Source organism: Lysobacter sp. HA35 (assembly GCF_054061195.1).
In genome coordinates this window covers 435,419-447,707 of sequence record NZ_JBSSDY010000001.1, presented here as the reverse complement: position 1 = coordinate 447,707, position 12,289 = coordinate 435,419, and the positions used below count along the sequence as shown (strand labels likewise).

The window sequence follows — 12,289 nt, the reverse complement described above, 5'->3', positions numbered from 1 at the left end:
GGGGCCCGGCGGGGAGCCAACGCCCATGGCTGAAACACTGCGGTCTCCCACGGTTTGCGGCACCGCAACATGCCGCCGCATAATCGGGTGGTTCCGGCCCCGCGCCGGCAGCCTTATCCGGAGTTCGCCATGAGCGACGTCGTCATCGTCGGTGCCAAGCGCACCGCCATCGGTTCCTTCCTCGGCCAGTTCACCGGCGTCCCCACCCCGGAGCTGGGCGCCACCGCCATCCGCGGTGCGCTGGAGCAGGCCGGCATCGCTAATGACACGGTGCAGGAAGTGATCATGGGCTGCGTGCTGCCGGCCGGCCTCGGTCAGGCCCCCGCGCGCCAGGCCGCGATCGCCGCGGGCGTGCCGACGTCCGCCGCCTGCATCACCATCAACAAGGTATGCGGCTCCGGCATGAAGGCGATGATGCTGGCCGCCGACATGATCCGCGCGGGCTCGGCGGAAGTCGTCGTCGCCGGCGGTATGGAGTCGATGACCAATGCGCCGCACCTGCTCAACGGCTCCCGCACCGGCATCCGCTATGGCTCGGGCGAACTGCTCGACCACATGGCGCACGACGGCCTGACCAACCCCTACGACGGCAAGGCCATGGGCGTGTTCGGCGACGCCGCCTGCATGAAGTACGAATACACGCGCGAAACGCTCGACGCCTACGCCGCCGAGAGCGTCAAGCGCGCGCAGAACGCGGTGCAGTCCGGCGCGTTCAAGGCGGAGATCGTTCCGGTCACGGTGAAGGGTCGCAAGGGCGACGTCGTGGTCGACACCGACGAAGAGCCGGGCAAGATCGACGCATCGAAGATCCCGTCGCTGCGCGCTGCGTTCGGCAAGGAAGGCCTGCTCACCGCCGCGACCTCGTCGAAGATTTCCGACGGCGCGGCCGCCGCAGTGCTGATGTCGGCCGAAGCCGCGCAGCGTCTGGGTGCGAAGCCCATCGCGCGCGTCGTCGCGTATGCGGGCCATGCGCAGGAGCCGGAGTGGTTCACGACTGCACCGATCGAAGCGACGCGTCGCGTGCTGGAAAAAGCGGGTTGGACGGTTGACGACGTCGACCTCTTCGAGATCAACGAAGCCTTTGCGTGCGTCGCGATGGCGCCGATGAAAGACCTCGGCATCCCGCACGACAAGCTCAACGTCAACGGTGGTGCTGTTGCGCTGGGTCATCCGATCGGTGCGAGCGGTGCGCGACTTGTGGTGACGCTAATTCACGCTCTCATCGCACGCGGCGGCACGCGCGGTGTAGCATCGCTGTGCATCGGCGGTGGCGAAGCTACTGCGTTTGCAATCGAAATCATCTGAAGTTAAAGAATCGTGATAAGCCGCTCGTCAAGCGATCGCTTGACATGTCGCAGCCGCTTGTCATCATGTTTAGGGCGCGCAAATGCGCGTTGCCAAACCACACGACGAGGAATTGACCCGATGAACACCAACAAGGCGCTGATCGCCCTGGCCCTGGGCCTGGCTCTGACCGCTTGCTCGAACAAGGACCAGGCTGCCGACTCCGCCGCTCAGGCGCAGCAGGACGCCGCGACGGCTCAGGCCGCTGCCGACGCGACCGCCGCTACGGATCCGAACGCTGCTGGCGCTGCGCAGGCTGCCGCTGACACCGCCGCCAAGGCTGCTGACGCTGCTGCGACCTCGGCTGACGCCGCTGCCGCTGCTCCGACCGCTGGCCAGGCTGACAACGCTGCCGACGCCGCCGACAAGGCTGCCGACGCTGCTGACGCTGCCAAGGACGCTGCCCAGGCTGCCAAGCCGGACACCGCCCCGGCCGCTACGCCGGCAGCTCCCGAGAAGAAGTAATTCTTCGAAGGCTGCTGTAGCATTTGGAAAAGCCGTCGGTCATCCGGCGGCTTTTTCCATGGTCAGTGAACGATAAGCCGGCTCGTCCGGAGTGATGCGCGCACTGGCGTTGCCTGACTGTAGTGATATCTCGTTTCAGACAACTCCTAGGAGACTGCACATGAATACCAAGCTTTTCGTCCTCCTCGTCGCTGCTGCCCTCTCGCTGTCGGCTTGCAAGAACGACACCCCGACCGCGCAGAACGAAGCCGACCAGGCTGCCGCTGCCGCCCAGAACGCTGGCGACAAGGCTGCTGACGCCGCCGCCGCCGCCGGCAACGCCGCCGCCGAAGGCGCCGACGCCGCCGCCGCTGCCACTGGCGAAGCCGCTGCACAGGCTGGCCAGGCTGTCGACAACGCTGCCGACCATGCCGCTGCTGCTGCGAACGACGCTGCCGCTACGGCTGCCAACGCCACCGCCACCGCCGCGCAGAACACCGCCGACGCTGCCCAGAACGTCGCCAACAAGGCCGACGCTGCTGCGGAAGAAGCCAAGGCCGACGCGAAGAAGTAATCGCATCGATCTCGAAGTACTGAAGGCCCGCGAAAGCGGGCCTTCTTCGTTTCAGGCGCGACGCCACGCACGCGTCGCGACGTCGGCGCACGGCTGGCCCGACGTGCCGCCATGTGGTTTGATCGCGCGTCCCTTACGCACCAAGCGCCCATGCCCGTCATCGAAAGCCAGATCGACCCGCGCTCTGCGGATTTCCAGCAGAACGTCGAGCATCACCGCGCACTCGTCGATGAGCTGAGGCAGCGTCTTGCACGCGCCGCGGAAGGTGGCGGAGCGAAAGCGCGCGAGAAGCACGTGTCGCGCGGCAAGCTGCTGGCGCGCGATCGCATCACGACGTTGCTCGACGAAGGCTCGCCCTTCCTCGAGATCGCACCGCTTGCCGCGGAAGGCATGTACGACGACGCAGCGCCCGCCGCCGGGGTGCTCTGCGGCATCGGTCGCGTCATGGGGCAGGAAGTCGTGATCGTCGCGAACGACGCGACCGTCAAGGGCGGCACCTACTTCCCGATGACGGTGAAGAAGCATCTTCGTGCGCAGGAAGTCGCGCTCGAGAACAACCTGCCCTGCATCTACCTCGTGGATTCCGGCGGTGCATTCCTTCCGTTGCAGGACGAGGTATTTCCCGACAAGGAACATTTCGGCCGCATCTTTTACAACCAGGCGCGCATGTCGGCGGTCAACATTCCGCAGGTCGCGGTGGTGATGGGCAGCTGCACCGCGGGCGGCGCCTACGTGCCGGCGATGTGCGACGAGAGCGTCATCGTCAAGGAACAGGGCACGATCTTCCTCGGCGGCCCGCCGCTGGTGAAAGCCGCAACGGGCGAAGTCGTCGACGCCGAAGCGCTCGGTGGCGCGGACGTGCACACGAGTGTGTCGGGCGTGGCCGATCACTTCGCGCAGGACGACGACCATGCACTGCAGATCGCGCGCGACATCGTGAAGAGCTTCAATCGTCGCAAGGTGTTGCCCGTTGCATCGATTCCCTCGCGCGAGCCGCTGCATCCAGCCGATGAGCTTTACGGCATCGTGCCGAAGGATGCGCGTCGTCCGTTCGACATCCGCGAAGTGATCGCGCGCATCGTCGACGGCAGCGAATTCCAGGAATTCAAGGCGCGCTACGGCAAGACGCTGGTCACCGGTTTCGCGCACCTGCACGGCTATCCGGTCGGCATCGTCGCCAACAACGGCATCCTGTTCGCCGAGAGCGCACTCAAGGGTGCGCACTTCATCGAGCTCTGCAACCAGCGCGGCATTCCGCTGGTGTTCCTGCAGAACATCACCGGCTTCATGGTCGGCCGCAAGTACGAGAACGCGGGCATCGCGAAGGACGGCGCGAAGATGGTGACCGCGGTGGCGTGTTCGCACGTGCCGAAGTTCACCGTCGTCATCGGCGGCAGCTTCGGCGCCGGCAACTACGCGATGTGCGGCCGCGCATACGGCGCGCGATTCCTATGGATGTGGCCGAACGCGCGCATCTCGGTGATGGGCGGCGAGCAGGCCGCGAGCGTGTTGGCGACGGTGCGTCGCGATGCGCTCGAAGGCGCTGGCAAATCGTGGAGCTCTGAAGACGAAGAAGCTTTCAAGGCGCCGATCCGCGACCAGTACGAGTCGCAGGGAAACCCGTACTACGCCACCGCCCGGCTGTGGGACGACGGCATCATCGACCCGGCCGACACCCGCCGCGTGCTCGGCCTCGGGATCTCGGCATCGCTCAATGCACCCATCGAAGATCGCACGCGCTTCGGCGTGTTCCGGATGTAGGTCGAGCCGCGACCTGAACCGTATCGAACGCGGCGCAGGGCTCACACGTTGCGGTGACGCCTAGCGTCAGTACGGGGCCTTGGGTCACGGTTTTGGGGTCAAGACCGCGTGATAGGCTCGGCCTTCACTTCCCGCCCCCGAGGGACACCGATGGCGATTTTCCCGAATACCAACACCAACAAGCGCGATCTGCCTGCGCCGCAGCCGGAAACGGCGCTCGGCAAGGATCCGTCGCCGAACGAGTTCGCGTTCGCTACGACGCCGGCCTCGGCCTCCGTCAATCCGGCGATCTCCCCTGCTCCCGCACCGACCGCCGCGCGCGTTCCGGCCCGCGCGACGCAGGAATCGATCATCGCGTCCGATCTGTCGATCGAAGGCAAGATCAATGGCGCCGGCAGCGTTCGCGTCGCGGGTCGTTTCACCGGTGACATCGCGGTCGAAGGCGACCTGACGATCGAAGTCGGCGCGCGCGTCAACGGCGGCGTCAAGGCGCGTCGTGTGATCGTGGCCGGCGAGCTCGAAGGCAATGTCGAGTCGGCACAGCGCGTCGAAGTCGTCGAAAGCGGCTCGATGGTCGGCGACGTCAAGGCCGGCACAGTCACCGTCGCGCCCGGCGCGCGCATGCGCGGCATGGTCGAGTTCGGTTGGGACGACGCGGCCAACGGTCGCAAGCCCAACGGTGACAAGACGGGCGCCGACAGCGCGGCATGAGTGCTGTCCGGCCCGGTACGCCGGGTGCGACACGGACCTGTCCGCACTGCAGGACGACCATCCTCGAAACCGCGAGCGTCTGTCCGGGGTGCAAGCACCATTTGCGCTTCGATGCGCCGAAGGAAGCCGAGCGGACGACATCGCTCGCGGTCGAAGGTTCGCTTCGCTCGGATCGCCCGGGCGAAGCCGTCGAGTACACGATGGTGATGGTGATCCGTAACGAGCGCGGCGAGGAAGTCGACCGCAAGGTCGTCGGCGTCGGCGCGCTCGAAGGCACGCAGAGCCGCACCTTCAGCGTGTCCGTTGAGACGAACGTGGTGCCGGCCGGCAAAGGCCGGCGCCGCTGAGTCAGCGCTTGGTTTCGCAGCCGTCGCAGCTGCCGCAGCCGTCCTGGATTCGCGGTGCGGGTGCGAGGCGACGACCGAGTTTCGCTATCGACGCCGAACCGCTGTCGATCATGCGGATCGCGAGCCAGCCACGCAGTCGTCGCGACGTTCCCGGCAACCGCGTACGGAAGACGTAGACCGCGCTCGCGACCACCGCGAGCGCGACGATGATCTGCTGCAGCACGATGCCGGTGTTCATCGTCATGCACCCATCGCGTGCGCGACCTGGTAGGTCAGCAGCGACGCCAGGTAGGCGAGCGCGAACAGGTAGCCCGCAGCGATGCCGACCTGCTTCCACGAATTCGTTTCGCGACGGATCGTGGCGAGCGTCGAGATGCACTGCGGCGCGTAGATGTACCAGACCAGCAACGACAGCGCGGTCGCCAGCGACCAGCCCTGCGCGATGATCGGAGAGAGCGATTCCGCCGCGTTTGGATCGTTCGCATTCGCCAGCGCGTAGACCGTCGCCAGCGATGCCACCGCGACTTCGCGCGCCGCGAGTCCGGGCACCAGCGCGATGCAGATCTGCCAGTTGAAGCCGAGCGGCGCGAACACCGACGTCATCGCGTGACCGATGCGGCCAGCGAAGCTGTAGTCGGTCGCGGAACCGCTGAAACCCGCGGGCGGCGTCGGGAACGTCAACAACACCCATAGCAGCACCGTCAGCGCGAGGATGATGCCGCCGACGCGCTTCAGGAAGATTGACGCACGCTCCCACAGGCCGATGGCGAGGTCGCGCGGGTGCGGCACGCGATACGACGGAAGCTCGAGCATCAGCGGATGCTCGCCCTTGTCGCGACGCCACTTCTTCATGACCCACGCCACCGACAGCGCGCTCAGGATGCCCGCCGCGTACAGCGCGAACAGCACGAGCCCCTGCAGGTTGAGCACGCCGAACACCTGGCGGCGCGGAATGAAGGCGCCGATCAGCAACGCGTAAACCGGCAAGCGCGCCGAACACGTCATCAGCGGCGCGACGAGAATCGTGGCGAGGCGATCGCGCGGATCCTGGATCGAGCGCGTCGCCATGATTCCGGGAATCGCGCAGGCAAAGCTCGACAGCAACGGGATGAACGATCGTCCCGACAAACCCGCCGCCGCCATCGTGCGATCGAGCAGGAACGCCGCGCGTGGCAGGTAGCCGGACTCCTCGAGCGCGAGGATGAAGAAGAACAGCACGAGGATCTGCGGCAGGAACACGACAACGCTACCGGCGCCCTTGATCACGCCGTCGCCTAGCAGGCTCGTGAGCGGTCCGGGCGGCAGCGTGGTGCTGACGGCAGTTGCCAGCCACGTCGCGCCCGCGTCGATCAGGTCGGCGACCGGCGTCGCCCAGACGTACACCGCCTGGAAGATCAGGAACATCACCGCGACGAACGCGAGCAAGCCAACGACTGGATGCAGCAACCAGCGATCGAGCGCGTCGTCGATCTTCGCGGTGCGGCGCGGCATGCGCACGGCTGCGTTGAGGATTGCGCGCGTCCGTGCGTGGAGCGCATCGATGTCGGTCGCGCTGCTGCCTGCATTGTGCAGGTCGATGGGCGGCATCGATGCGCTGCCGCGATCGATCGCGTCGACCAGTTCCTTCGCGCCACCGTTGCGCACCGCGATGGTTGGCACCACCGGCACGCCGAGTTCGCGCTCGAGCGCCGCAAGATCGACCTCGATACCGCGACGCTTCGCCGCATCCATCATGTTGACCGCGACGATCATCGGCCGGCCGAGTTCGCGCACTTCCAGCGCGAACCGCAGGTGCAGGCGCAGGTTGGTGGCGTCGACCACGCAGACGATGACGTCTGGCGCCGGTTCGCCCGGATAGAAGCCGCGACAGAGATCGCGCGTCACCGCTTCGTCGAGGCTGGCGGCCTGCAGGCTGTACGCGCCCGGCAGGTCGAGTACCACGTATTCGCGACCGGACGGCGCGGAGAAGCGGCCTTCCTTGCGCTCGACGGTGACGCCCGCGTAGTTGGCGACCTTCTGGCGGCTGCCAGTCAGGCGATTGAACAGCGCGGTCTTCCCGCAATTGGGATTGCCGACCAGCGCGAGCCGCAACGTGCCGGCCTCGACGCTCATGCCTGCACCGCCTCGGGTTCGGAATCGCGCGCCGGTTCGGCGTCGGCGGGAACGGCTTCCGTCAGACGCACCTTGATCCGGTCCGCCTCGCGACGGCGTAGCGCGAAGCGGGTGAAACCGATCTGGACCAGCAGCGGCTCCGCGCCGACCGGACCGGCTGCAATGACCTCGACCTGCTCGCCGCCGACGAAGCCGAGCTCGCGCAGGCGCCGGGCCACGAGGTCGTTCGGCATCGCGTCCTCGACGGCGACGACCGTCGCCGCGGTGCGGAAAGGCAGCTCGGACAGTCTCACGACGGCGCGTCGACCCAAATGGGAATTGTTCTCATTCTAACACCGGCACGGCCGCCCGGATGCTGAAGGCGCGCACGATCGACCGGCTATCATCCGGTGCCTCCCGCCGACGCCCGTCCATGAGCCACCCCCTGCTCCATCTGCGCGAGGGCGCCGTCGCCCGCCTGAGACTCAACCGGCCGCAGCTGCACAACGCTTTCGACGCCACGGTGATCGCCGCTTTGACTGGCGCGCTGGACGCGGTGGCGCGCGACCCGGACGTGCGCGTCGTGGTGATCGAAGGGGAAGGCGCGTCGTTCTCGGCCGGCGCGGACCTCAACTGGATGCGCGGCATGGCGGCGGCCGGCGAGGACGAAAACCGTCGCGACGCCCTCGCCCTCGCCCGCCTCATGCGCACGCTCGACGAGCTGCCGAAGCCGACCATCGCCCGCGTGCACGGCGCGGCGTTCGGTGGCGGTGTCGGGCTGGTGGCCTGCTGCGACATCGCATTGGCGACCACGAATGCGAAGTTCGGCCTGACCGAGAGCAAGCTCGGCCTGCTGCCTGCGGTGATCTCCCCTTACGTGATCGAAGCGATCGGCGCGCGCGAGTCACGTCGCTGGTTTGCCACCGCCGAATTGTTCGACGCCGCGACGGCCTATCGCATCGGCTTGCTGCACGAGATCGTCGATGACGAATCTGCGCTCGACGCCGCCGTGCAACGACAGATCGACCTGCTACTGAAAGCCGGCCCGGTCGCCGCCGCGGAAGCGAAATCGCTGGTGCGCCGCGTTGCATCGCACACCGATCGCACAAGCCACGACGCCGACAACGCCGACCTCATCGCCCGCCTGCGCGTTTCGCCCGAAGGTCAGGAAGGCCTCGGGGCGTTCCTCGAAAAGCGCAAGCCCAGCTGGCATTCCTGAGATGACCCCATGATCGATCACCTCGGCATCAGCGTCCGCGATTTCGACGCGAGCCATGCGTTCTACACCGCCGTCCTCGCCCCGCTCGGCTACGCGCCCATCAAGGACGTGACGCCGGAAATGTCCGGCAACGGCACGCGGCATGCGGGCTTCGGTCGCGACGGCATGCCCGCGTTCTGGATCGGCACGCGAACCGACGATGCGGTGACGCGCGACGGGCTGCACATCGCGTTCGCCGCCGCGTCGCGTGCGGATGTCGATGCGTTCCACGCCGCGGCACTCGCCGCGGGTGCACGCGACAACGGTCCGCCCGGCCCGCGTCCGCAGTACCACCGGGGCTATTACGGCGCGTTCGTGATCGATCTGGACGGCCACAACATCGAAGCGGTCTGCCGCCGGCCGGAAGCGTCCTGATGTTCGAGAAGATCCTGATCGCCAATCGCGGCGAGATCGCCTGCCGCGTCATGCGCACCTCTCGTGCGCTCGGCATTCGTACCGTCGCGGTGTATTCCGATGCCGACGCCGATGCCCAGCACGTGCGTCAGGCGGACGAGGCGTACCGCGTCGGTGGGCCGCGTCCGCAGGAGTCGTATCTGCGTGGTGATGCGATCCTCGAAGTCGCACTCAAGAGCGGCGCGCAGGCCATCCATCCCGGCTACGGCTTCCTCAGCGAGAACGCGGACTTCGCCGATGCGGTGGAAGCCGCGGGCCTCGTCTTCATCGGCCCGCCCGCGGCATCGATGCGCAAGATGGGCAGCAAGGCCGGCGCGAAGGATTTGATGCACGCGGCCGGCGTGCCCGTCGTGCCGGGTTACACCGGTGAGGACCAGTCGAACGACGTACTACAGCGCGAGGCCGACCGCATCGGCTATCCGCTGATGATCAAGGCCGCGCACGGCGGCGGCGGCAAGGGCATGCGCATCGTGCGGTCGTCGCAGGAATTCCTGCCGAACCTCGAGAGCTGCCAACGCGAAGCGCGCAATGCGTTCGGTCGCGATCGCGTGCTGCTCGAGCGCTACATCGAGCAGCCGCGCCACATCGAGATCCAGGTATTCGCCGATCGCCACGGCAACGCGATGCACCTGTTCGAGCGCGAATGCTCCGCGCAACGCCGCTATCAGAAGGTGCTAGAGGAATCGCCCTCGCCCTTCCTGACGCCCGAGCTGCGCCGCGCGATGGGCGACGCTGCCGTGCAGGCCGCGCGCGCGATCGATTACGTCAACGCTGGCACCGTCGAGTTCATCGTCGGGCAGGACGGCGGTTTCTATTTCATGGAGATCAACACGCGACTGCAGGTGGAGCATCCGGTCACCGAGATGGTGACGGGACTCGATCTCGTCGAATGGCAGCTTCGCGTTGCGTCCGGCGACCCTCTGCCCCGCACGCAGGAATCGCTGACGCAAAGCGGGCATGCGATCGAAGTGCGCCTGTATGCGGAGGATCCGGATGCAGGCTTCCTGCCCGGTTCCGGCCGCCTGGAACGCCTGCGTTTGCCGACCGCGACCGAAGGCGTGCGCGTCGATTCGGGCGTGGTCGAAGGCGACACCGTCACGATCTTTTACGACCCGATGATCGCCAAGCTGATCGTGCATGGCGCGGATCGCACGCAGGCGCTCGCGCGGATGCGCAGCGCGCTTGCGCAGTGCGAGATCGCGGGGCCGAAGTCGAACATCGAGTTCCTCGAACGGCTCGTGCGTCATCCGGCAGTGGTGAACGGCACGATCGACACGGGATATCTCGATCGTCACCTCGACGAATTTATCGGTGCATCCGATTCCGATGACGCGCGACATTTCGTCGCTGCGGTCGTTGCGCGTCTCATCTCGCACGAACGTGGCGCGCGCGGGTGCAACGCGGCATCGAACGATCCGACATCGCCGTGGGCGACGCCAGACAGCTGGCGCATCGGCGACGCTGCGCTGGCGCGTATCGCGGTCGAACATCGCGGTGAGCGCACGGTGCTACGTGCAGGTGGAAACGGCGGCACGTACCGCATCGAGCACGACGGCCGCGTCTACGCGATCGAAGGGGCGCGTCTGGAAGGCGAAGCACTGAGCTTCCGTCTCGACGGTGACGCGATGCGCGTCCAAGTCGGCGCGGGTCGCGGCTCATGGTCGGTGCATGACGGCTCGCATCGCCTCGCAATTTCCGCCGCGCCACTGCACGACACGCACCATGGCGCAGGCGAAGGCGGCACCGATCGCATTGCTGCGCCGATGCCGGGCCGCATCGTGGTCGCGCGCGTGCAGCCGGGCGACAAGGTGACGGCCGGCCAGGAAGTGATGGTGATTGAAGCCATGAAGATGGAGCTGAGCCTGAAATCGCCCCGCGACGGCGTGATCGCCGAAGTGCGTGGTGCTGCGGGGGACTTCGTCGAAGCCGATGCGGCGCTGGTCGTGCTGGAGCACGTCGAATGAGCGACTTCGTCCGCATCGTCGAGGTCGGCCCGCGCGATGGGCTGCAGAACGAGAAGGCCATCATCTCGACGGCCGACAAGATCGCGCTGATCGACCGGCTTTCCGCGACCGGCCTGTCGGTCGTCGAAGCCACCAGCTTCGTCAGCCCGAAGTGGGTGCCGCAGCTTGCGGATGCTGCCGACGTCTATCGCGGCATCACGCGCCGCAGCGGTGTCGACTATCCGGTGCTGGTTCCGAACCTGCAGGGCTACGAGCGAGCGCGCGAAGTCGGCGTCACGCATATCGCCGTGTTCACCGCGGCGTCCGAAGCGTTCAACCGCAAGAACATCAATGCGTCGATCGACGAGTCGCTGGAGCGCTTCGCGCCGGTGATGGAGCGCGCGAAGGCGGACGGCGTGCGTGTGCGCGGCTATGTGTCGACCGTGCTGGGCTGCCCCTACCAGGGCGAAGTACCGGTGGCCGACGTTGTGCGCGTCGCAAAGGCACTTCACGCGATGGGCTGCGAGGAAGTTTCGCTGGGCGACACGATCGGTGTCGGCACCCCGTCGAAGGCGCGAGCGATGCTGCGTGATGTCGCGAGCGAAATTCCGATGCAGGCGCTCGCCGTGCACTTCCACGACACCTACGGTCAGGCGCTCGCCAACATCCTCGCCTGTCTCGAAGAAGGCGTGCGCGTCGTCGATTCCGCCGTGTCCGGCACCGGCGGCTGCCCGTACGCGAAGGGCGCGAGCGGCAACGTCGCCAGCGAGGACGTCGTCTACATGCTGCACGGCATGGGCATGACGACCGGCGTCGACCTCGACGCGCTCGTCGATACCGGTCGCTGGCTCGCCGCCCTGCTCGGCCGCGAAACCTCCAGCAAAGTCACCCGCGCACGCGGGAGCAACGAATGAAACCTGCCGAATACACGATCCGCCCCATCGGGCCGCGCGACGACTCGGCCATCGCGCGCATCATCCGCACCGTCATGCCGGAATTCGGCGCATGCGGTTCCGGTTTCGCGATCAATGACCCCGAAGTCGACTGGATGCATCGCGCGTATTCGGGCGAGCGCAGCGCGTACTTCGTCGTCGAGGTGAATGGCGAAGTCGTCGGCGGTGGTGGGGTTGCACCGCTCGAAGGCGGCGACACCGACACCTGCGAGCTGCGCAAGATGTATTTCCTTCCGACCGCGCGCGGGCTCGGCGCAGGCGCGGCAGTGATGGAGAAGTCGCTCGACACCGCGCGCGAATTCGGCTTCAAACGCTGCTACCTCGAAACGCTTACGGGCATGGACGCGGCGATGCGTCTGTACGAGCGCAAGGGTTTCCGTCGCATCGACATGCCGATGGGCGCGACCGGCCACGGCGGCTGCGACATCTGGTACCTCAAGGACCTCTGA

Annotated in this window: 14 protein-coding genes; 11 read left to right on the top strand and 3 right to left on the bottom strand. The window is 66.9% G+C overall.

The window, feature by feature from the left end; genetic code table 11:
* The first annotated feature begins 129 nt into the window (after positions 1-129).
* The 6 genes from ACVWZN_RS02370 to ACVWZN_RS02345 all read left to right on the top strand — a co-directional run bounded on the left by ACVWZN_RS02370 (position 130) and on the right by ACVWZN_RS02345 (position 5,181).
* Positions 130-1,305, top strand: a complete 1,176-nt coding sequence (locus ACVWZN_RS02370) for a thiolase family protein (RefSeq protein ID WP_456952446.1) — start codon at positions 130-132, stop codon at positions 1,303-1,305.
* 120 nt (positions 1,306-1,425) lie between these two features.
* Positions 1,426-1,809, top strand: coding sequence for a hypothetical protein (locus ACVWZN_RS02365; protein WP_051235011.1), 384 nt, complete (start codon positions 1,426-1,428; stop codon positions 1,807-1,809).
* Between the two features lie 160 nt (positions 1,810-1,969).
* Positions 1,970-2,362 (top strand): hypothetical protein, encoded by a 393-nt coding sequence (locus tag ACVWZN_RS02360; protein ID WP_027082722.1) that lies wholly within the window; start codon positions 1,970-1,972, stop codon positions 2,360-2,362.
* 150 nt (positions 2,363-2,512) lie between these two features.
* On the top strand, positions 2,513-4,123 hold the full coding sequence (locus tag ACVWZN_RS02355) for a carboxyl transferase domain-containing protein (RefSeq protein WP_456952445.1): 1,611 nt from the start codon (positions 2,513-2,515) through the stop codon (positions 4,121-4,123).
* A 150-nt stretch (positions 4,124-4,273) separates the two neighbouring features.
* Positions 4,274-4,834: a bactofilin family protein gene (locus ACVWZN_RS02350; RefSeq protein WP_456952444.1), complete on the top strand. Its 561-nt coding sequence runs from the start codon at positions 4,274-4,276 to the stop codon at positions 4,832-4,834.
* Positions 4,831-5,181, top strand: coding sequence for a hypothetical protein (locus tag ACVWZN_RS02345; protein ID WP_027082719.1), 351 nt, complete (start codon positions 4,831-4,833; stop codon positions 5,179-5,181). The genes ACVWZN_RS02350 and ACVWZN_RS02345 overlap by 4 nt, the downstream gene beginning before the upstream one ends.
* 1 nt (position 5,182) lies before the next feature.
* Here ACVWZN_RS02345 and ACVWZN_RS02340 read toward each other — a convergent pair whose 3' ends face one another.
* The 3 genes from ACVWZN_RS02340 to ACVWZN_RS02330 are packed head-to-tail and all read right to left on the bottom strand — an operon-like array spanning position 5,183 to position 7,586.
* The gene (locus ACVWZN_RS02340) at positions 5,183-5,425 is read right to left on the bottom strand and encodes a DUF6587 family protein (RefSeq protein WP_456952443.1); all 243 of its coding nucleotides are present in this window, start codon (positions 5,423-5,425) and stop codon (positions 5,183-5,185) included.
* On the bottom strand, positions 5,422-7,293 hold the full coding sequence (feoB, locus tag ACVWZN_RS02335; RefSeq protein WP_456952442.1) for a ferrous iron transport protein B: 1,872 nt from the start codon (positions 7,291-7,293) through the stop codon (positions 5,422-5,424). The genes ACVWZN_RS02340 and feoB overlap by 4 nt, the downstream gene beginning before the upstream one ends.
* Positions 7,290-7,586, bottom strand: a complete 297-nt coding sequence (locus ACVWZN_RS02330) for a FeoA family protein (protein WP_456954689.1) — start codon at positions 7,584-7,586, stop codon at positions 7,290-7,292. Before ACVWZN_RS02330 ends, feoB begins: the two co-directional genes overlap by 4 nt.
* A gap of 119 nt (positions 7,587-7,705) precedes the next feature.
* Here ACVWZN_RS02330 and ACVWZN_RS02325 point away from each other — a divergent pair, with 119 nt between their 5' ends.
* Genes ACVWZN_RS02325 through ACVWZN_RS02305 form a run of 5 tightly spaced genes read left to right on the top strand, consistent with a single transcriptional unit; the run spans position 7,706 to position 12,289 of the window.
* Entirely contained in the window at positions 7,706-8,491 is a 786-nt protein-coding gene (locus tag ACVWZN_RS02325; RefSeq protein WP_456952441.1) for an enoyl-CoA hydratase-related protein, read from the top strand.
* 9 nt (positions 8,492-8,500) lie between these two features.
* The gene (locus ACVWZN_RS02320) at positions 8,501-8,905 is read left to right on the top strand and encodes a VOC family protein (RefSeq protein WP_456952440.1); all 405 of its coding nucleotides are present in this window, start codon (positions 8,501-8,503) and stop codon (positions 8,903-8,905) included.
* Positions 8,905-10,908, top strand: coding sequence for an acetyl-CoA carboxylase biotin carboxylase subunit (locus tag ACVWZN_RS02315; RefSeq protein WP_456952439.1), 2,004 nt, complete (start codon positions 8,905-8,907; stop codon positions 10,906-10,908). The genes ACVWZN_RS02320 and ACVWZN_RS02315 overlap by 1 nt, the downstream gene beginning before the upstream one ends.
* Positions 10,905-11,801 carry a hydroxymethylglutaryl-CoA lyase gene (locus ACVWZN_RS02310; protein ID WP_456952438.1) on the top strand — a complete coding sequence of 299 codons (897 nt, stop codon included), beginning with the start codon at positions 10,905-10,907 and terminating at the stop codon, positions 11,799-11,801. The genes ACVWZN_RS02315 and ACVWZN_RS02310 overlap by 4 nt, the downstream gene beginning before the upstream one ends.
* Complete coding sequence (locus ACVWZN_RS02305) at positions 11,798-12,289, top strand: GNAT family N-acetyltransferase (RefSeq protein WP_456952437.1); 492 nt, start codon at positions 11,798-11,800, stop codon at positions 12,287-12,289. Before ACVWZN_RS02310 ends, ACVWZN_RS02305 begins: the two co-directional genes overlap by 4 nt.